The sequence below is a fragment of the Novosphingobium chloroacetimidivorans genome, assembly GCF_014204535.1.
GTDB classification, from domain to species: domain Bacteria; phylum Pseudomonadota; class Alphaproteobacteria; order Sphingomonadales; family Sphingomonadaceae; genus Novosphingobium; species Novosphingobium chloroacetimidivorans.
Genome location: NZ_JACHLR010000019.1, coordinates 26,258 through 47,069, shown reverse-complemented (window position 1 = coordinate 47,069; position 20,812 = coordinate 26,258). Strand labels below are relative to the sequence as shown.

Here is a 20,812-nt window from a genome sequence, read left to right as displayed (position 1 = left end):
AGTAACCTTTGGTTATATCGCCAGGTCGCGGCTACAGCTGACACCGGCAGCGCGAAAGGATGCAGAATGCTGATCGAACCACGCCACTTTCGTGTTCTCCTTGCGGTGATCGAGCATGGGACGTTCAATCGCGCGGCGGAAGCCCTGTCAGTGTCGCAGCCAGCGATATCAAAGGCGATCGCCCAACTCGAGCGTTCGTTGGGTGCACGGTTGTTCGAACGGGGGAAGCAGGGGAGCACGCCAACCGCGGCGGGGCTCATCGCGGCGCGCAGTGCCACCAACATCGATTGGGCAATGCGACATGCTCAGGAGGAAATCCGCGCAAGCGCCCACAATCTGGTCGGTCCGCTCGTGATTGGCACGACGCCGAGCATGCTGTTTGGTCTTCTGCCCCGCGCGTTGAGCTTTTTGGGGAAGGCCTGTCCGAACGCGTCTATCATCATCAGGGATGGTCTCGACGATCTCCTGCTCGAAGCGCTCGACAAAGGCGAGATCGAGCTGTTGGTCGGTCCGATCGATTCCCTTCGTCCAGCGAGCGACCGGATCGTGCAGAACACGGTGGCTCAGGAACCGCTGCTGCTTGCCGTTCCCCATGGTCATCGCCTCAGCGAGCGCGACGAGCTTCATGTCAGCGAATTGTCGGATGAGCCCTGGATATTGCCCATCAAGGGCAGCAGCTTCTATCGTATCGTCGAAGCCCTGTTCCGGACAGCGGACCAGAGGCTGCCGGCCAACGCATTCCACATGAATAGCCTTGTGCTGCAGGAGCAACTGGTCACTCGCACCGGTCGCCTATGTTTCGTTACACCTGCGCAGTTCATCGATCGAACGCCGCCGTTCAAGATCGTTCGGCTGGCCGATGCGCCAGTTCGGTCGATCGGCGTGCGCCACCGTGCCGATCTCAGCCTGTCTCCGATGGCCACGCAATTCATCGAGAGCGTTCGGGAAACGACGCAAGCTATCGAGCGGGAATTTCTCGCTATTGCGGCGACGGGTCAGGGTTAGATCGCCGACGGCGGGCTGGCGGGGTGGGTGCGGGGTCTGCCGACGGCACGTTTACCGGAAGTGCTTTGGCGGCGCGCCGACGCGGCTTGGACGGTGCCGGGCCTGTGATGCCGCTGAGGAAGAAGGCGATCATCTGCTCGATGATACGAGGGCCATCGTTGGTGTCGCAACGTCCGTCCGAAAGGCGTTCCAGACGCTGGGCACCTTGTGCGTCCGTGCAAACGAGAAGGAAGCCGCCAAGGACCATGTAATACCGCCAGCAGATATCTTCATACGAGACATGCGGGATTGCGCGAGCGAGCGCTTTTATGAAGCGTGTTGCCACCGCGTCGTTCTCAACCGCGACGTCATCGCCAATGGACTGGCGGGCGACGGCGTAAGTCTGGAACATCAGCCGCGGAAGATAGGGCGACAGTGCGTCCTTGCCGACAGAGCTGCGTATGGTCGGCTCTATGAGTGCCCGCAGTATTCGCTCCGGATCGGGAGATGCGTCGACCGCTTCAGCTTCGATCTGATCGAGAAGTGCTATCCGCTCGCGTTGCAACGGGCGAAGCAGCGTTTCGAAAATCTCGTGAAACAGCTGCTCTTTTGATTGGAAATAGTAGTTTACCGCCCCGATATTTACACCAGCCTCACTGGTGATGTCGCGAACTGATATCGCGTTGAACCCGTGTTCCGCGAACAAACGGGCGGATATCTCGAGGATACGGCTTTTGGCGTCCCCTTCCAGATTGCGCTTTCTACTCATCGTATGCTTTCCTGCCCTTTTGCCGACTAACCGCGTCGACGCGCCTTGACAAGCATGCACGCTGATGACACTTCAATCGAACGTTTGAAAATGAGCATGACCAGTCGGGCGGGCGAGCATCGCTGAGGGCGGCCGTAGAGCCGGTTAGGCGCTGATCCCCCGGAATACCGTCGAAAGGCCACAATGCCAGATACCGGGACAGGAGCGTAAATTGACTTCCACTATGATTCAGATCGCCACGAATTCCGGAGCCATGGGCGCGTATGTTGCCTCGCCCGCCGGGGACACGGCTCCGGCTGTGCTGCTGATCTCGACGATATTCGGGATCGATGATAATATGAAGGGCATGTGCGATGATTTGGCCGAGCGCGGCTACGTCGCAGTGGCGCCGAACATGTTCTGGCGTGACGAGGATCCTGACGCGATGGCGCTGCCGCAGGATATGGAACGTGCCGTGAAGCGCGTGATGCGTTACGACTTTGCTCAGGGGATGGGCGACCTTCGCTTCGCGATCGAAGCTGCACGCAGCCAGCCCGGCTGCAATGGCAAGGTTGCCTTGCTCGGCTTTTGCTTCGGCGGCCCATTCGCCTGGCGCGCTGCGTGCGACGGGCTTGGCATCGGCGCTGGTGTTTCGTTTCACGGTACGAACGTTTCCTCGGCTATGAAGCCCGGCGATCAGCCCTCCTGCCCGGTGTCCTTGCACTACGGTGACAAGGATGACTTTGCGCCGCCAGAGGAGCTGGCTGCAGTCAGGAAGGTTGCCGAGGATACCGGCAGCGAGTTCATCATCCACCCGGGCGCAGGGCACGGCTACATGGTGCCCACGGATCGGGGGCATTACGACCCGGACGCTGCCCGCGCGTCCTGGGACCGTGCGCTCAAGCTGGTCGACGCGCTGCGCGATTGAGCCTGCTGACGCATTCGGGCGCTTGTGACGGGCATCGGCGCGGTTTCGGTAAAATAGGTTCCTGGCTTCAGGGCGCTTGACACGATCACCTTCACGCGACCATAAGTCAAAACGAACGTTTGAATTAAAGATTCGGGAGAGTTTGTCATGACCGTCGCTACGTCAGCGAGAGATGCATCGGGTGCGGATCTGGACCCCGCCAGCCTTGTCGAAGCGGAGCGTGTGCATCGCCGCGCCTACGTCGACCCGGAGATATTCGAGCTGGAGATGGACCTGATCTTCGGTCGCTCCTGGATCTACGTCGGTCATGAGAGCCAGATCCCGCAAGCGGGCGATTATTTCACGACCCAGGTCGGACGCCAGCCGGTCATCATGACGCGCCATACCGATGGCCAGATCTACGTTCTCGAAAATCGCTGCCCGCATAAGGGTGCGCTTGTCTGCCCCGAGCGGGCTGGCCATTCGCGCCCGTTCGTCTGCATGTATCACGGCTGGAGCTTCGATGGTGACGGAGCGCTCAGGTCGGTGCCGGCGCGGTCGGGCTACGAGGGAACATCGTTCGATCCGAAGGACCCCGCCAACGGCCTGAAGCAGTTGCCGCGTGTCCAGAACCATCGTGGCTTCATCTTCGCATCGCTCGCGGCCGACGGACCGGACTTCAAGACATGGGCCGGCAAGGGGCTTCGCGGCCTCGACAACCTGGTCGATCGCGCGCCCGCCGGCGAGGTCGAAGTAATCGGCGACTGCTATCGCACCGTCCAGAACAACAACTGGAAGATCTTTCTCGATAACATGAGCGATGGGATGCACACCTCGTTCGTGCACAACCAGATGGCCAAGGCCGCGCAGAAGACCATCGCTCGTACCGCGGTGCGACGTCCCGGCGGGCTTGACGTGGCGGCCATGTTGGCCGGCGAACCCGAGCAAATGGCGCGAATGGACCTTGTCGCGCATCCTGGCGGTCATTTCGACATGGTCGCCTTCGCGCCGCCGCCGTCCGGCCCGGATGCGGACCAATACAAGGCATCGATGGAGGCTTTCCACGGAAAGGAACGGGCCGAGGCTATCCTGAAGGAAAGCTATCACAGCGTCCTGATGTTCCCGACATTGGTCATGCAGCAATCGCTGCAGCAGATGCGCGTCATCCGCCCCATCTCCGCCAACAAGACGCTGCTGGAAATCTGGGTGTTTTGTCTCAAAGGCGCGCCGGAAAGCTTCGTGCGCCGCGCGGTGACCGGCGGCAACGTCGGCAACTCGCCTTCCAACGTCGTCGCTGCGGACGACTTCGAGTCTTACTATCGGGTCCATGCCGGACTTGAGAGCCCGCAGACCGATTGGGTGCTGCTGCACCGTGGCGCGCGCCAGGATGTCCCCCAGGGATCGAGCATCAAGGGTGGCGATGGAAACTCGGAAGTCTGCATGCGCAACATGTTCCACGCTTGGCGAGACTACATGACGGCGCAGTGATCGGCATCACCGGCACCAAGCAAAGGAACCAGACAATGTCGACCATCGAGCAGACGCTAAAACTTACCCGCAGCGAGGCGGAAGATCTCCTCTTCCGTCAGGCGGAATATTTGGACAGTCGCGATTTCAACGCCTGGCTTGACCTGTTTACCGACGACGGCTCCTACTGGATACCGCATCGGCCTACCGATACTGATCCCGAGACGCAGATGTCCTTCATGTTCGATGACGTGCCGATGATGATGGCGCGTTGCGAACGGTTGCTCGATCCGCGGACCATGGGCCAACTGCCGCCGACCAGAAGCAGCCATGTCGTCAGTAACGTACAGGTCCTCGGCACAAACGGCGATGGCGAGCTGATCGTCCGCTCGCGGTTTCACGTCACGCAGTTTAGGCGCGATACCCTGAAATTCTATGCCGGTGCCTATACGCATCATCTGGTTGGTTCGCCGGATGCGGTGAGGATCCAGCGTCAGCGCGTGGACCTGATCGACTGCGATGGCATTCACGACACCATCCTGCAGGTCTACCTTTGAGCGACGTCGCCGCAGGCGCTTGGGCATCGGTGAGTTGCCCGAGCGATCTGCCGCAATCGAGCCGCTCGCCGAGGCACGTCGAAGCATAACGCAGCCCGGACGCTCGCCCGTCGCGAGGCATGGCGCCGAGCGTCCGGATTGGGGGAAGATCATGAACGGCAGCCAGAACGTGTCGGCCCTGCTGGACGGGATGCGGCCCAATCGCCGGCTCGTGGCTGTGTGGCTGATGTGCGCTGCGGTGCTGATGCTGGACGGCTACGATCTGACGGTCATCGCGCTGATGGCGCCGGAGTTGGTCAAGGAGTTCGGGTTTTCGGCTGCTTCTCTGGGTGCCGTGTTCTCGGCGAGTCTGGTCGGGATGGCGCTGGGTGCGCCCCTGGGCGGATGGATAGGCGATCGTTACGGCCGCAAGTTGCCGGCAGTGGTTAGCTGCTGCCTCTTCGGTTGCGCCACGCTTTTGATGCTTGCAGCCACGACCATCGTGCAACTGGCAGCCTGTCGGTTTGTCGTGGGTATTGGGCTTGGAGTTGCGCTGACTTCCGCCATCGCCCTCTGCGCGGAGTTCGCGCCGGGACAGATGCGGAGCCGCGTGATGGCACTTGTCGGTACGTCCGTGCCGGTGGGAGCGATCATCCCGGGCGTGCTGACCGCAACCCTTGTGCCGGATTACGGTTGGCGCGTACTGGCGATCGTCGGCGGAATTCTGCCAATCCTGCTCGCGATCATCCTCTTCTGGGCCCTGCCTGAATCGCTGAAGTACCTGGCCCTTCGACCGGCGTTTCAGGCCAGGCTCACGAAGCTGCTACGTTGGCTTGACCCCGATCGAAGCTGGCATGACGGCGCCGCTTTCGTGCCTCCCAGTTCGTCGGAACGGGGGGCGATCCGCGAATTGTTCCAAGAGGGGCTGAGGTCGATCACCCTGCTGATCTGGTCCCTGTTCTTCGTGAACGCGGTGGCGCTCTACCTGATCACAAGCTGGCTTCCGCTGACTCTGCGTGACCTCGGCATGAGCGCGAGTGAAGCCGGGCAGGTGGCCGCCGCCTTCTCGGGGGTGGGAATGATCGGCGGCCTGGTCGTGGCCGCGCTTATCTCGCGGGCAGGCGTCGTGCTGTTGCCGGCGCTTTTCGCCATCGCGGTGCCGTCGCTCCTGAGCTTCGCCGTGCTCGACCTGGGCCGTCCCGGCATCATCCTGTGCGTGCTGGTCGCAGGCCTGGCCTGCGGCGGTGTGCAAGTGGCGATGATGACTGTCGTCGGTACGCTCTACCCTACGCGGATCCGCGCCAGCGGCATCGGCTGGGGGGTCGCCGCGGGGCGCGTCGGCGCAATCGTCGGGCCGTTCTTCGGATCCCTCGTCTATTCCCTCGATCTGCCACGCCAGCGCTTGTTCACCGTCGCCGCGGTCCCGATGATCATCGGAACGTTCGCGGCGATCTTCCTCCTGATGCAATGCATCCGCCGCTTTGGCGGTGTGCAGGTTGATGGGATTCCCGCGGCGACGTCGGACATGGCCCACGGCGCGCATGGCGCTTACCGGCCGAGGCCGCGCGCAGGCGTGCCCGCAACAGTCTCACGGATTGACTAGAGAAAGCAGTCGACATGACAGAAAACAAGACAGCTGAAGCTGACACCGCAATCGGATCGATCGAGAGCGATATTGTCTACGCCGTCCACGACGGCATCGAGCTTCGTGGCGATTTCTATCGGCCCTCCGGCGCCGGCCCGTTCCCCGTCGTGGTGGCCGCCCCCGGCGGCGGCTGGTTCGTCTCCGATCCACGCGGGCTGAAATCCTGGGGCCTTCATCTCGCGCGGCAGGGCATCGCCGTCTTCGCGGTCCAGTACCGCGCCGCCCTTGCGGAGAAGACATTCCCCGGCGCGGTGTGCGACGTGCTTGCCGCGATACAGTTCGTTCGCGCTTCGGCGGCAAGGTTCGCGATCGATCCCGAGCGGATCGGGCTGATGGGTTCCTCCGCGGGGGCGCATGTCACGGCGCTCGCCGCGCTGGCAGGGGATTCACCGCGCTTCCAGGATAGACAGCCGGTAGGTGGCCATACCGGGATAGAGACCAGCGTGAAGGCTTTCGCCGGCATCTATGGCGTCTACGACATGTTTGCACATTGGCAGCATGAGATTACGGATTTTGGGAAGGCGGGCGAGCGTAGATCGGAATGCTTCATCGGGGTGCCGCCCTATGAAGACCGGCAGTTGTATTTCGACGCTTCTCCGATCAGTCATGTCCGTCGCGCCGCCAACAAGCTCGCGGTTTTCCTCGCTTATGGAACCGCGGACCACGTGGTTTCCCCGTCGACGCAATCCGAGGCGTTTCGTCGTGCGCTCAAGCAAGCCGGCTTTCCGGTGGCCGAGTGCCCGGTGGTGGGAGCAGGCCACTTCTGGTTCAGCGACGAGCCCATCGAGGAGCCTGGAAGCCATTCCGGCTTCATCGCGCCACGGCTGCTGCGGTTCTTCAAGCGGCATCTCTGAAACCGTCGCCATCCGAAGTCCTCGCCGCCACCATTCTCGATTTTCCAGTAGTGTAGGGAAGCAATATGACCGAAACTCGTCGTGCCATCATCGTGGGAGGCGCCGGCGGCATCGGCAGCGCGATCAGCAAGAGGCTGGCGGCCGATGGCTACCGCGTTGTCGTCGCCGATTATAATGTGGCTCGAGCGCGTGAGGTTTGCGATGCCCTCGATGGGAACGGTCACGAGGCTGTCGAACTGGACGTGACGCGCGGAGAGACCGTGGACGCCGCCTTCGACGCGATCGAGGCGACGGGTCCGGCGAGCATCCTCGTCGTGGCATCGGGCGGGCCGGTGGTCAGTCTCGTCCAGCGCGTCAATGTTGCGACGATGACGATGGACGACTGGAAACGCACAGTCGACTTCAACCTGAACGGCGTGTTCTGCTGCGTGCGCAAGTTCGCGCAGTTGCGCCTCGCCCATCCGTTGGAGCAGTCGCGCATCGTCATCATAGGTTCTTCGGTGGGGCAGGCGGCGGGTACCGGCACCGACATCGCCTATGTCTCGTCGAAGGCGGCGGTGTTCGGGCTGGTGCGGCAGGCTGCCTACGAACTGGCTGGCGCGAACATCACCGTCAACGTCGTATCGCCAGGCCCTGTCGGCACGCCGGAGTTCATACGGCAGACCAACGATCAGATCCGTGCCTCGATCGCATCGATCACCATTCTCAAGCGTCTCGGACTTCCCGAAGAGGTCAGCGGGAGTGTCGCATATCTCGTGTCGCCGGAGGCCGCCTACATCACGGGTGCGTCGCTGGATATCAATGGCGGTGCGGTCCTGCGCTGACGACCCGTTCGGGCGCTGTCATGGCGATGGTCGGTCCATCCTGTCTCGCGAGCGACGGGTGGAACTGGCTGCCGGTCATGATGATGGGAAAAGCATAACCTCCGGCTATCAGGTGGGCCAATCTTAGAACTAGACAGCCTACCCTCCGGATCGTCAGTGTCAGCTCGCGCCCCGGATTACAGGGAGCGGTCTCAGAAATGGATTGGGATGATGAGCCACAGCAGCGCTAGGGCAGAAGTGCGGGTCCGCCTGTCGGCGCCGTTCGCCAAGCGGTTTGCCGTATGACGTCGACTACGTTTGACGTTGCCGTCATCGGGTGCGGCCCGGTGGGCGCCATGGCGGCCAATTTGCTGGGACAGGCAGGGCTCAAGGTGCTCGTGATCGAGCGTGCGGTCGAGCCTTACCCGTTGCCGCGTGCCGTCCACCTCGATCACGAGATGATGCGCCTGTTCCAGTCGGCCGGACTGCTGGATCGACTGGCTGACGGCATGCGCGACACCGAAGGGCACCTTCATGTCGGCGCGGATCATGGGGTGATCCGCTTCATGGGCACCGTTGGCTTGCCACGTCCTTTCGGTTGGTCGAACGATTACTTCTTCTACCAACCGGAACTGGAAGCGGGGCTGAGGGATGCCCTGTCCGATCTGCCGTCCGTGGAACTGCGATTGGGCCGGGAATTGATGGCTATCCATCAGGACGTCGGCTCCGTGTCACTCACCCTGCGAGTGGATGAAGAGGAAGAAGTCGCTCATGCGCGTTGGGTGATTGCATGTGACGGCGCCCATAGTGCGACCCGCAAGGCACTCGGGATCAAGCTGGACGATCTCGACTTCGAGGAGCCATGGCTGGTGGTCGATGCGGAAGTAGACGGACCAGTGCGGTTTCCGACGCTCGCCGATGTTCCCCCCGAGGCCGATCTGCAAAAGCTTTCGGTGATGATGTGCGATCCGGCGCGCCCCGCCACCATCGTCCCGGGGCGTGGTTCGCACCGGCGTTGGGAATTCATGCTGCTTCCGGGCGAAAACGATGCGGACATGATGCAGCCCGACATGGTCGCCCAGCTGGTCAGCCCCTGGCTGGAGGGAGTACCACATCGTATTACACGCGCGGCGACTTACCGTTTCCACGGTCTGATCGCGGAGCAGTGGCGAAGCGGTCGCGTGTTCCTGGCCGGCGACGCGGCCCATCAGACGCCGCCGTTTTTCGGGCAGGGAATGTGCCACGGGCTGCGCGACGTCGCCAACCTTGCCTGGAAGCTGGCGCTGGTGGTCCGCGGCTCAGCCCCCGACAGCCTTCTCGACACTTACCAGGTAGAGCGCGATCCGCACGTCCGAGCGGTCATTGCGGCGGCAGTGGAGGTCGGGCGCTACATCTGCATCCTCGATCCTGCCGAAGCCGCAGCCCGTGATACGCGGATACGAGAGGCGGCGAAGAGCGCGAAGCACGTGACCGCCGCCGATCTGATCCCGCCGCTCGCTGATGGGGCCATCGCTCCCGGGACGCCGGGTGCGGGTGAGCGCTTCATCCAGCCCCGGCTGGGCGAGGCGGCGGGGGCGCCGTTGCTCGATGACCTGACCGGCACGGGGTGGCGGCTGTTCGTGGATGACACGCTGTTCGGCAGGGCCCAGGAGTTGCTCATGCAGGCCAGACTGCCGTTTCCGGTCGGATTGTTCGCGACCGGAAGCCTTGGGGACGGCGGCAGCGTGGGTGCCTGGCTGGCCACGCGAGGTGCTGGGGCTGTGCTGGTGCGGCCCGACTTCTATGTCTTCGGGACGTGCCGCGACGATCTTGGTGGGCTGATCGACGGGCTCGCCAGGGTGTTGGGGCACGCGTTCGAAGCCGAAGCGAGTGCGGGGTGAGGGCCACCGCCCATTCGAGCAGAGCCGGGGCACGCGCAGGGCGCCGGGTCTACTCCGAGCAGGTGAACCCATCCAATTCGTTTCGGCTGCGTGGCCGGAAAGTGTCGTCCGAATTTCTGTCGATGACGGCTTCCTGTGTGAGGGCGGCGATCACATCGCCTTGTTTTGCCGAGGTTAGATAGAGCATGACCAGTATTCGAACTCAGGCCGAGACACATCTTCCCGCGCAGCCGTCGGAAAAGCGACCTTTCCTGCGCGATGCCTGGTATGCGGCCGGCTTCGCGTCGGAGCTGTCCGGGGGGGCGCTGGTTGGCCGGCGTATTCTCGACGACCCTATCCTGTTATACCGCGACGAGGATGGCACAGCGGTAGCGATCGGGGATCGCTGCCCCCACCGTTTCGCGCCGCTGCACAAGGGGCGGCTGGAGAGCGGGATCGTGCGCTGCGGCTATCACGGTCTCGGGTTCGATCGCACGGGGCATTGCGTCCTCAACCCCCATGGCTCGCTCGCCGCGACCAGCACCTTGTCGGTGCCCACCTATCGGCTGGTCGAGCATGGCGAGCTGCTGTGGATATGGATGGGGACGCCCGATACCGCCGACGAGGCTTTGCTCCCACGCTATGATTCACTGGATCCTCAGCGCTTCTTCATGGGCACCGGCTATCTGCACGGCAACGCTCACTACGAGTTGATGAGCGACAATATCCTCGATCTCAGCCATATCGAATTCCTGCACCCGGCGCTCGGAACCGACGCGGTGAGCCGCGCCAAGGTCGAAGTCGCCAGCAATGGGGACAGCGTCGTGACGACGCGGCGCATGATCGGCGAAGTGTTGCCGCCTCGGCTTGCCCATGTGTACCAGAGCGGGGATACCGTCGTGAACCGCACCATGCAGGTCACCTGGCAGGCGCCCGCCAACATGCTGCTGACGGTCACGATCGAGCCGACCGACGGATCGGGCGAGTGGGTGCGGGGCAGCAGCACGCTGCACCTGTTCACGCCGGAAACGCAGCATAGCACTCACTATTTCTACGTTGCCTCGATGCTCCGCGACAGTGCAACGCAGGAATTGACGACCGCTTTCCTCGACGCGCTGGGCCGGGCTTTCGTCAGCGAGGACAAGGCTATGATCGACGCGCAACAGGCGATGCTGGGCGATGATGACATCATGGACCTTCGGCCCGGACTGCTGGCGATCGACAAGGCTGCAGTGCTGGCGCGGCGCACGCTCGACCGGCTCGTCGCGGCGCAGGCTGGCAAGGTGGGCGCCTCGACCGCTTGAATCTTCGGCATCGTAGGCGAACGCAAGGCGTAGAAAGCGCCTGTAGGCGGCGACTGAGCCGTAGGTCAGAAGCTCGGCAGTGTCTGTCACGAGCGGGCTGACACTATCGACAGGACCGCAGAGCGGAAACGTGCCGCACCGCTAGCGGCGTCGCACGGGTCTTCCCGCGTGGGAGCCATGGGCAGGCAAAATATGAGGACCGGCGGGGCGACCAAGTGTCAGCCCCGCTAGTCGCGCGCGGTCAGCCTTTCGTCTGCGACCCGCGGAATGGCATCGTCAGCAGGAACAACAGGATCCGCGGGCTCAACAGCTTGAGTAGATGGCGGACTTCCTCCGGGCGCAACCGAGCCGTCATCGGCATCGCGCCATAGATCTTGCCGCGAATGACGAGATCGTTGCCCTCACGCTCCAGCTCGGCGATTGCCATCAGCTCGCCCTTGTTGGAGTCGAATATCTTCGCCGTCATCGTGCGATCACCTTGTCGAAGTTAATGCCGAGATCGTCGAGAACCTTCACCGCCGTGGGCCGGCCGATCCCGAACACGCCGCCACCCGGATGCATGAACGGACCGCACAGATACAGCCGCTCGATGCCGGGCACCGCAAACTGGGCCAGCTCCGGCGTGGGCCGATAGCCACTGAGATGGAAGAACTGCGACCCGACCCCGCCGGCATCGCCGTTCAACATGCTGTTGGGAGACCAGCGGGTCATGTCCACCGGTGAATCGACGGTACGCTGGATGATGTTGTCCTGCACGCCGGGAATGAAATGATCGAGCCGCGCGATCAGCCGGTCGGCCACTCCTTCCTTGATCTCATCCCACCTTTCGGGACCGCCATCGGCCAGGTCGTAGGGTTGGAACGACAAGAGGTAGAGCAGCGCCTTGCCGGGCGGATGGCGGCCCGGCATCTCCATCACGCCGCCGCTGAGCAGTGGGTTGTCCAACGAGGTGCGGCCGTGGCGCAGGGGATCGAAGGATTCGAGATATTCGGTCAGCGTGTTGGCCGACACCATCTCGCCGAACCCATCGGTGCCTTCACTGCCGCCCGGTCCGCGCAACTTCAGCGGCCGATCGAGTGCGGCATCGATCTTGACGAGTGAGAAGGGGGCCGAAAGCGTGCGCTTGGCACGGGCCAGCGCGTTCGGCTCAACACCGTCCACGAAGCGATCCAGATGGCGTGGATGGATCGCCGCGATCACCGCGTCCTTTGCCAGATATTGTTCACCCGTCGCGGTTTCGACGCCAGCGGCGCGACCGCCCCGGGTAATGACCTTGGTCACCTCGACTTCGGTAAGCACGGTGCCGCCGTGATGTTCGATGCAGCGTGCAAGGGCGGTCGACAGCATGCCACTACCGCCGATCGGAATGCCGACGCCATATGTGTGTACGAACGCCGGTGTCATCACCAGTGCGATGCCGGTGCCCATGTCGTCCGGAAACTGCGGGAAGCCTTCGGACGTCAGGCGCAGCAGGTGAATCTTAAGCAGGTCGCTCTCGAACAACTCGTTCACGATCTGCAACGGGCTGCGCAGCATGAAGTCGATCAGCCGGCGCCCGTCCTCGCTCTGCTCCAAAATGCCGAGGAAAACGGACATCGGCAGAGGCACGTTGAACATGCCTGCCACGATCATCGGCAGAACGCGCATGCCCCACGTCACGAAGGCACGGTAGGCCTCCGCATCCTTGGCTGAGAACGCCGCGATCTGTCCGCACATCGCGTCAAGATCGAGGAGATGGTGAAGGGTGCGGTAATCGTCGAGCACCGTCGTCGCCATCGCGGGCGGCTTGAAATACTGCAGGCCGAACTTGGAAAGTAGGCCGAGTTCGTCATTGACGATCATCGGGTTGGCCTGCGCCATGGCATGAACGACCGAATGCTTGTCGTACGCGAAACCTGGCGCGTCGCGCTCGATCGTGACGGCGCCACCGCCGATCACATCGTTGCGTTCCAGAACGACGACTTTCTTGCCAGCCTTCGCCATGTAGGCCGCGGCGCCGAGCGTATTCTGCCCGCCGCCCATCACGACGATATCGTACTCTCCTGGCATTATCCTACCTTGTCCTTATCTGGAATTGACGGACACGAACTGATCGCCATTCGTTGCGGATGGCGGGCCAACCTGATCTACGCCACAGGCGTCGCTTGCTGATTTAGGCAGTGTGGCAGTCATCCCCGCAGCAGCGTCTCTGCATCATTTTGCCCGGACGACGCATGAGGCGTCTTGCCGGGGGCGGCTGCCGCATGCCCCATCAGTTCGCGCAACAGACCGAGAGGATCGATCTCGTTCGCCGTGCCGCGCCAGGCCACGATCTGATCGGGACGCACGAGGATCAATCCCGAGCCGTAGAGTTCGACCGCATCAGGACGGGCCAGTTCGACCACTATCAGCCCGAGACCCAACTCGGCCGCGGCGACGCGGAACCGAGCCGCCGAGTTGTTCGCCGGATCGGTGACGAGCAAGGACCAGTCCAGCCCGATTGCGTCGAAAAGGCTTTGCCCATCGTCCAGCCAGATATGGGGAAGCCGCCCACCGGGAGACGCGCTGGGAACATAGATGTTCATTGCATCGGGCGGCGGCGGCGTGCCGTCTGGTTTGATCATCGGCGAGCCATCATAGCGCCCGCCGAAAGTGATGCCCGGAATGGCAAACTCGCGCCGGGCATGGCCGTCGAGGTACTCACCGGCTTCCCGCCGGATCGCATCCGCGGCATCGCCATCGGCCTCGATCAGTGGATCAGGGACATAGTTGCCGATCGATTCCGCGAGTTGCCGGGCGTAGGCGGTGTTGCGAGTGGCAAGGTGCCGCCGCTCCCACGCGTAACTCGGCAAAAGTGCCGGGCCCGCGAGCCCCTTGACCGTTGCGGCGAGCTTCCATCCGAGGTTCACCGCATCCTCGACCGCGGTGTTGTAACCCAGACCGCCCGCCGGCGTGAACAGATGCGCCGCATCGCCGCCGATATAGACGCGTCCGCCGCCGAGGCTTTCGGCAACGAGCGCGTGGCCGGCGATCCAGGTGTCGACGGACAGAAGCTCTACTTCGAGCTTCGCGCCAAACGCCTGCGCCAGCATCTCCTTGGCACGTTCTGGACTGACGTCCTCACTCTCGTCCGGCTTCAATTGAGTATGGAAGGCGAACTCGTCACGGCCGTTGACGGCGGCGCACCAGGCCCGTCGATCGGGATTGAAAGCCCAATACATCCATGCGCGGCGGTGGGGTACCTTATCGTAGAACTCACTGGACCGAAAATAGATCGCAGCCATCTTGCCGCCGAAGAAATCGCGACTGACCCCGGTTTCGCCTGTGTAGGAAATACCAAGTGCCCGGCGCACGAAGCTTCGCGCTCCGTCGGCACCGACAAGATACCCGGCCTCGATCGTCTGGGTCTCACCGGTAGCGACATCCTCGACCGTGGCGATAACATCGGTGTCTCGTTCCTCGAAGCCTGTCAGGCGCACGCCGTAGTGGATCGACGTCAGCTCCTCCGCATCGGCATGGCGGCGCAAGACTTCCTCGACGAACTTCTGTGACACGCGGTGCGGCAGTTCCGCGGCATTCCAGCCGCCCAATTGATCGCGCGCCGTCGAGGCCGCCTCGGCCGACGTGGGAAGCTCGAACCTGGCAAGCTCGCGTTCGGTGTAGCGGGTGAAATAGGCGATGTCGGTCGGATAATCCGCCGGAAGCCCGAGCGCCCTGATCTCGTCGGCAAAACCCAGCCGCCGAAAATACTCCATCGTCCGCGCCTGGGTGGCGTTGGCTTGCGGGTTGATCGCGGTCCGCAGTTTGGCGTCGACCAGAACCGATGCGACTCCTCGGCGCGCCAGTTCCATTGAGAGCATCAGCCCGCACGGTCCTCCACCGACGATAAGAACTTGTGTTTTTGACGCGATCTGCACCGGCCCCTCCATCCCCAGACTCTTTACCTCGGGTCTAGAGATAGTCAATATAACTGTCCAAATATTCTGCTGGTTCGGAATACGCGTCCATGACGCTAGAGATAGGAGCTTGAAAAATCTCGCAAATGCGACCGCTCGACAGGCAGGGCGGTAAACCTCAATGTCGAGTTGCTGCGATAAGAACTAGGGAGCGCGTCGTTATACGGTCGCGGATAGGGGGGCTGCCGTGGGCTGAGCGCGGACGCTGATGGATTCAGCGGCGTTAACGCTAAAGCTCGTTGCGCGAGTTACCTTCGCCGAGCTCGTCGAAATCCTTGCCATAAGTTTGCAGCGCCGCGGCGACGGCATCGGTGCGTAGAAAACCAAGCTCGCTTCGCATTTCCTGCTCCGCGGTTTCGACCGCGCTTCTGAACGCGTCGAGCCATTCGAGGCCGGCGGGCGTAAACCGGACCACTTTTGCGCGACCGTCGCGCTTGTCCCGAACACGTTCAACCAAGCCGATCAATTCGCATTGCTCGACGATCTGGCCCATCGCCTGCTTGGTCATTCCCGCCCGTCGAGCCAGTTCGGTGGTTATTGTGCCGGCGCGATCAAGGTTGCGGGTAAGGTGAAAATGCGACTGGCGCGCTTCGCCGTGTCCGTGATCTTCGAGAATCTCGGCAACCCGCCGCTCGAAGCGATTCACCGCGTTATTGAGGATACGGCCCATGTTGGAGTGCCGCCACGCCTCCGTATCTTCGTTTTGCGAGGGGGTCCTGATCGGCGATTGCGAAGGGCTGATCGCTTCACCGCTCGGGCCGGCTTCTATCTTTCGTCGGGGCATCGTCTGACCTTAGCGGGGGCGCCGTCGTGCGAAAAGGGTCGTTTGGCTGATGAAGCCCGGCACCCTGTCATGCGCTCCAGACGTGCAGCGCGACACGCGTGCCGACTGCAGGGTGCCCGGCCTTTAGATCGGATAATGAGCGGGCTGGGTGTCGATCGTGATCCATCGCAGGTCAGTGAATTCGACGATGCCCGCGGCGCCGCCGAAACGGCCATATCCTGATGCCTTGACCCCGCCGAACGGCATGTGCGCCTCATCATGGACGGTCGGGCCGTTGATGTGACACATCCCGGTGTCCAACTGGTCCGCGACACGCAGGCCTCGCGCTATATTTTGAGTGAACACGGCGGCTGTCAGGCCAAACTCGGTATCGTTGGCGATCCGCACTGCCTCGGCCTCGCTCTTGAAGGTGACAACAGCCGTAATCGGTCCGAAGCTCTCCTCATGGTAGATCCGCATGTCGGCCGTCACGCCGGTCAGGAACCGCGCAGACATGACCGCGGCGTCGTGTGTTGCCGCACCGTGCAACTGAGCTCCGCGTTGCACGGCATCGGCAATCAGACCCCCTACATTTGCCGCCGCCTCGACATCGACTAAAGGGCCAAGCGGGGCGGGCGGCTCGTCTCGCGGATCGCCGGCATGTAGCTGCTTCGCTTTCCGGGCAAGCTTATCGACAAAGGTGGCGGCGACCGATTCGTGGACGATCAGGCGCTCCGTCGACATGCAGATCTGGCCCGAGTTCATGAAAGCGCCGAACGCTGCCGCCGCCACAGCCTCGTCGAGGTCGGCATCCTCGAATACGATCATCGGTGCCTTGCCGCCCAGCTCGAGCACCACCGGTTTCAGATGCTCAGCGCACAATCGGGCGATGATACGACCGGTATGGGTCGAACCGGTGAAGTTTATCCTTCGCACAGCGGGGTGAGCGATCATCTTGGCCACCAGATCGGGTGCATCGCCCGGTGCGTTCAATACGACATTGACCACGCCAGGTGGAAAGCCGGCATCGCGGAACACCTCACCGATGAGATGATGCGTACCCGGCGAGATCTCGGACCCCTTCAGTATGACGGTATTGCCGCAAGCGAGGGGCGTCGCGATGGCGCGAACCCCCAAGATCAACGGCCCGTTCCAGGGCGCGATCCCAAGCACGACCCCGACGGGCTTGCGGACGGACATGGCAAAGCAGCCCGGTCGATCCGAGGGCATCGTCTCACCGCAGACTTGCGTCGTCAGCGCCGCGGCTTCGCGCAGCATGCCTATCGCCAGACGTACGTTGAAGCCAGCCCAGGCGCGGGTCGCGCCGATCTCCGCCATCATCGTGGCAATGAATTCGTCCGTGCGTTCCGCCATCGCGGCGGCGGCATCAAGCAGCAGCAGCCGACGATCTCCGGGCCCCAATGCCGCCCAGCCGGGGAAGGCGGCGCTGGCGGTGTCGCAGGCACGTTGGATGTCCGCGTCATCGGTTGCTTGCGCGCGTGTCGCAATATCGCCCGTCATGACATCGATCCGGTCGAAGAAACGGTCACCTGATCGCGGTTCCGCCTCAGCGCCGATTATCGAACTGACAACTTTCAAACCACTCTCCGTTCCACGCCGCAGCGCACTAACAAGCCGCCACCGCGGAGCGCACGAATGGCTTCGAAGCGACTTCGCGACTTTGGGCGGGCATATAAACGTGTCGTCATCCTACGAACTGGCATCCGAGAATGTCAAGTAAGCTTCCTTTACCTTGGCAACCTGCACGGGCGGCTTTGACATAGGACACGCCTCACCAAAACAGAATGTGTTCGAATGATCATGGTTCATCAGCATGAGCGGCTGTCGATATCATCGCTCGGCTCGATAGCCGGCGGGACGTCAGGGCCGCGACGTCGGCTCAGTTGGCGGGCGGCGCCGCGCAGGCGACGCGGCTAAGCGGGATGGCGACATGCGTCACGGCCTGTTTAGATCGTCGTCAAACGCCGGCGACTTCAGGACCAGCCATCGGAATTCAGTATAGGAAGGTAGAATGTCTGATTCCATCTTCACATGGTCGAAACACGCGTTATACCGGAAAGGGTACCTTACGACCATAAGGTCGGGGAGTGCCAAGCCGACACGGCACGAACGTGCGGCTCGATCGTCTAATAAGGCGAAGAGGATGGGGATTGGGGATGCAAAACGAACATACCGGGTTGGGCTTACTGACATCCGCGATCAGCAAGTTGTATTGCCTTCTGACGCTAGGGTTCCGGGTGATGGTGAGGTGATTTCGCCTGGTTGGATGCACAGCCATTATCTGTTCGCGGTGTGCTGCTGATGTCGGAACGCTTCTCCCTATTGGAGATCGCGTTCGCGCGCGGCGAACGTGGCGGCGATCTCTCAGATGCTTGGTTACCCGGCATCACGAACGTTCCGCCGATCGCCTCGGATTTGTAGTCCCGGTTCGTGCCGGGGCTTGAATAGAGCACGGAAATCGATTGATCCGAACCCGCTGCAAACGGCAAGTACCTGTAAAAGTCGGCAAAAGAAATGAATAATATATCGAACAAATAATAACAACTCGAAGTTTGGGGATGATAGCATGCACAAGTATCTAATGACATCTGTTTGCCTGAGTGCCATGTGGATTTCGACAGCATCGGCCCAAGATGCAGGTGCCAGGAATGCGGCGGCTTCGTCGGAGCAATCGAGCCAGTCGGACGAACAGGCAGCAGATACGGCCAGCAGTCCGCCGCCCAGCGCCGGTATCCACGATATCATCGTGACGGCCTCGCGCCGCGCAGAGAACGTGCAGAAGGCAGCGCTCTCGATCCAGGCGCTTTCTTCCGAGGTGCTCGCTCGGGCTAACGTCGCGCGACCGGAAGATTTGACCGCGATCGCACCGGGCGTGCAGATCGGTTCCGCTGGCCCGACCGCGCAAGTCTATGTTCGTGGCGTCGGCAGCTTCGGGACGAACGTTTTCGCGGAAAGTCCGGTCGCGTTCAATCTGGATGGGGTTTATATTTCACGTGGCTGGGCTACACGCGGCATGTTCTTCGATCTCGATCGTGTCGAGGTGCTCAAGGGGCCGCAGGGAACACTTTACGGCCGCAACGCATCCGGCGGCGCCATCAACGTGATTACCGCCAAGCCCCAGCTTGGCCATTACGGCGGATTTGTCGAACTGCAGGGTGGAAACTACGACCTTGTTCAAGCCACCGCGGCAGCCAACATCCCGATCGGGGACAAGGTTGCGATACGGGCCTCCGGCCAGATCATCAGTCGCAACGGATATCTGTCGGACGGGTATGATGACGACAAGACGGAATCCGCACGCCTTCAAGTGCTATGGGAGCCGACACCAGACTTCACGCTTCGTGTGAGCGGCAATTATCAGCACGCTCACGGCAAAGGCGTGGGGGGCGGCGTCCTGACAAAGCCATCGTCCGGCAAGAAGTTCTATGGCGCGACGGACAATCCTTTGGTGGAAGGCATCCTGCGCGCGCAGCCGGGGCTGGGTCCGCTGAACGTCGTACCGCAGAAGGACGGGTTCTTCGACGTCTCTGTTCGATCGCTTGCCGCCGAGGCGAACTGGAACCTGGGCTTCGCCACCTTGACGCTATTACCTGCATATCGTCACTCGACGCAGGAGGGCCTGCAATATTCACCAGGCTTTTCCGTGCGAAACAACGAGGACAACAGGCAATCGAGCTTGGAAGCACGATTGGGCAATGACACAGGCTCGCTAAAATGGGTCATCGGCGGGTATTACTTCGATGAAAAAACAAAAAATCGCAATCGCGATCCGATCCTGGAAATTCTGCAAGGTGTAAATGCTCAGATTACTACGCGCCAGCGTGTCGATACACGCAGCTATGCAGCATTCGGCCAAGCAACCTACAGTGTGTCGGACCGGGTCCGCTTAACGGGAGGTATACGCTACACCTACGAGCGGAAAACCGACGACGAAACTCTCGTGACTTATACGCTCCCGAACCGGACCCCGCCGCCTCTTTGCAACGTGGGTGCTTTCACTCCCGTGACCGTCGCGTTGCCACTGTTTTGCCAGCTTACCCTTCCGCTCAAGACGCGGCTGTCGTTCAATAGCGTTACCTGGAAGGGCGGCATCGAATATGATGCCGGGCCGCAATCGATGGCGTTCGCGACGGTGAGCACCGGCTTCAAGTCGGGCGGCTTTTTCGCCGCGGCGCCGCCGAACACGTACCGACCAGAAAAGCTGACGGCCTATGAGGCGGGCATCAAGAACCGGTTCCTAGACAATCGGCTGCAAGTCAATCTCGAGGCATTTTACTGGAACTACAAGGATCACCAAGAATCGTTCATTGGCCCCACGTCCATACCCGGTATCTACGCCTTCCTGACGACCAATGCCGGCCGCGCGAAAAGCTATGGCGCGGATGCCGATATTATCTTCCATCCGACGGCTTCGGACGAACTCAGCCTGAAGGTCCAGTACAACAAGTCGAAGTACGACACCTTCAGCTTCCAGAATCTGACTGCCGTCTTCGGGCCGCCCGTAACGGGCTGCGCGGTGGGGCCGCTGCAGAATGGAAACCAGACGGTCGATTGCAGTGGCAAATCGCTGGTCCGGGCACCGCTATGGTCGGGTACGGCGGGTTATAACCATACGTTCGATCTTGGTGAGAGCGGATCCGTTACCGCCGGCGTCGATGTGCAATTCGCGAGTTCGGCGTTTTTGTCGGTAGACTTTCTCGATGCCGGACGGCAGAAATCCTACGCCGTCGGCAATTTCGACCTGACCTATCGCACGAGGGACCGCTTTTCGGTCTCCGCCTTCATGCGAAATATCTGGAATGAGCAGGTTTATAGCCAGGCCTTCCGTTCGCCTTATGTAAGTCCGGCGAACCCGCTGGCCGATCCCGACGGGTTGATCCTTGCGACGACACGGCCACCGCGGACCTATGGCGTGCGCCTGCGCGCCGACTTTTAGGGGATATGAGCAGCCGTCCCGCATCGAACGTGTCGGGACGGCAGCTTCGC

Annotated in this window: 16 protein-coding genes; 10 read left to right on the top strand and 6 right to left on the bottom strand. The window is 62.0% G+C overall.

Going from position 1 to position 20,812, the window contains the following annotated elements:
- Positions 1-66: 66 nt before the first annotated feature.
- Entirely contained in the window at positions 67-1,005 is a 939-nt protein-coding gene (locus tag HNO88_RS17940) for a LysR family transcriptional regulator (protein WP_184248880.1), read from the top strand.
- Here HNO88_RS17940 and HNO88_RS17935 read toward each other — a convergent pair.
- Entirely contained in the window at positions 980-1,753 is a 774-nt protein-coding gene (locus HNO88_RS17935; RefSeq protein ID WP_184248877.1) for a TetR/AcrR family transcriptional regulator, read from the bottom strand. The two genes, HNO88_RS17940 and HNO88_RS17935, sit on opposite strands and share 26 nt — an antisense overlap.
- Before the next feature lie 223 nt (positions 1,754-1,976).
- Between HNO88_RS17935 and HNO88_RS17930 the strand changes: the two genes are divergently transcribed.
- The 8 genes from HNO88_RS17930 (at position 1,977) to HNO88_RS17895 (ending at position 11,107) form a co-directional block, all read left to right on the top strand.
- Positions 1,977-2,660, top strand: a complete 684-nt coding sequence (locus tag HNO88_RS17930; protein WP_184248874.1) for a dienelactone hydrolase family protein — start codon at positions 1,977-1,979, stop codon at positions 2,658-2,660.
- Between the two features lie 147 nt (positions 2,661-2,807).
- Positions 2,808-4,127 carry an aromatic ring-hydroxylating oxygenase subunit alpha gene (locus HNO88_RS17925; protein WP_184248871.1) on the top strand — a complete coding sequence of 440 codons (1,320 nt, stop codon included), beginning with the start codon at positions 2,808-2,810 and terminating at the stop codon, positions 4,125-4,127.
- On the top strand, positions 4,124-4,663 hold the full coding sequence (locus HNO88_RS17920) for an aromatic-ring-hydroxylating dioxygenase subunit beta (protein WP_184248868.1): 540 nt from the start codon (positions 4,124-4,126) through the stop codon (positions 4,661-4,663). The genes HNO88_RS17925 and HNO88_RS17920 overlap by 4 nt, the downstream gene beginning before the upstream one ends.
- A 151-nt stretch (positions 4,664-4,814) precedes the next feature.
- Positions 4,815-6,245: an MFS transporter gene (locus tag HNO88_RS17915; protein ID WP_184248865.1), complete on the top strand. Its 1,431-nt coding sequence runs from the start codon at positions 4,815-4,817 to the stop codon at positions 6,243-6,245.
- Between the two features lie 14 nt (positions 6,246-6,259).
- Positions 6,260-7,141 (top strand): alpha/beta hydrolase, encoded by an 882-nt coding sequence (locus HNO88_RS17910; protein WP_184248862.1) that lies wholly within the window; start codon positions 6,260-6,262, stop codon positions 7,139-7,141.
- A 65-nt stretch (positions 7,142-7,206) separates the two neighbouring features.
- Entirely contained in the window at positions 7,207-7,965 is a 759-nt protein-coding gene (locus tag HNO88_RS17905; protein ID WP_184248859.1) for an SDR family oxidoreductase, read from the top strand.
- Positions 7,966-8,246: 281 nt separating this feature from the next.
- Positions 8,247-9,824 carry a bifunctional 3-(3-hydroxy-phenyl)propionate/3-hydroxycinnamic acid hydroxylase gene (locus HNO88_RS17900; RefSeq protein WP_184248856.1) on the top strand — a complete coding sequence of 526 codons (1,578 nt, stop codon included), beginning with the start codon at positions 8,247-8,249 and terminating at the stop codon, positions 9,822-9,824.
- A 185-nt stretch (positions 9,825-10,009) separates the two neighbouring features.
- Positions 10,010-11,107, top strand: a complete 1,098-nt coding sequence (locus HNO88_RS17895; RefSeq protein WP_184248853.1) for a Rieske 2Fe-2S domain-containing protein — start codon at positions 10,010-10,012, stop codon at positions 11,105-11,107.
- Positions 11,108-11,348: 241 nt separating this feature from the next.
- Here HNO88_RS17895 and HNO88_RS17890 read toward each other — a convergent pair whose 3' ends face one another.
- The 5 genes from HNO88_RS17890 to HNO88_RS17870 form a co-directional block, all read right to left on the bottom strand.
- The gene (locus HNO88_RS17890; protein ID WP_184248850.1) at positions 11,349-11,573 is read right to left on the bottom strand and encodes a hypothetical protein; all 225 of its coding nucleotides are present in this window, start codon (positions 11,571-11,573) and stop codon (positions 11,349-11,351) included.
- Entirely contained in the window at positions 11,570-13,129 is a 1,560-nt protein-coding gene (locus HNO88_RS17885) for a phytoene desaturase family protein (protein WP_184248847.1), read from the bottom strand. Before HNO88_RS17885 ends, HNO88_RS17890 begins: the two co-directional genes overlap by 4 nt.
- 146 nt (positions 13,130-13,275) lie before the next feature.
- Positions 13,276-15,015 (bottom strand): FAD-dependent oxidoreductase, encoded by a 1,740-nt coding sequence (locus HNO88_RS17880; RefSeq protein ID WP_184248844.1) that lies wholly within the window; start codon positions 15,013-15,015, stop codon positions 13,276-13,278.
- A gap of 256 nt (positions 15,016-15,271) precedes the next feature.
- Complete coding sequence (locus HNO88_RS17875; RefSeq protein ID WP_221420088.1) at positions 15,272-15,712, bottom strand: MarR family winged helix-turn-helix transcriptional regulator; 441 nt, start codon at positions 15,710-15,712, stop codon at positions 15,272-15,274.
- 237 nt (positions 15,713-15,949) lie between these two features.
- Positions 15,950-17,386: an aldehyde dehydrogenase gene (locus HNO88_RS17870; RefSeq protein WP_376768785.1), complete on the bottom strand. Its 1,437-nt coding sequence runs from the start codon at positions 17,384-17,386 to the stop codon at positions 15,950-15,952.
- A gap of 1,006 nt (positions 17,387-18,392) precedes the next feature.
- Here HNO88_RS17870 and HNO88_RS17865 point away from each other — a divergent pair.
- Positions 18,393-20,762 carry a TonB-dependent receptor gene (locus HNO88_RS17865; protein ID WP_184248836.1) on the top strand — a complete coding sequence of 790 codons (2,370 nt, stop codon included), beginning with the start codon at positions 18,393-18,395 and terminating at the stop codon, positions 20,760-20,762.
- The last annotated feature ends 50 nt before the right edge of the window (positions 20,763-20,812 follow it).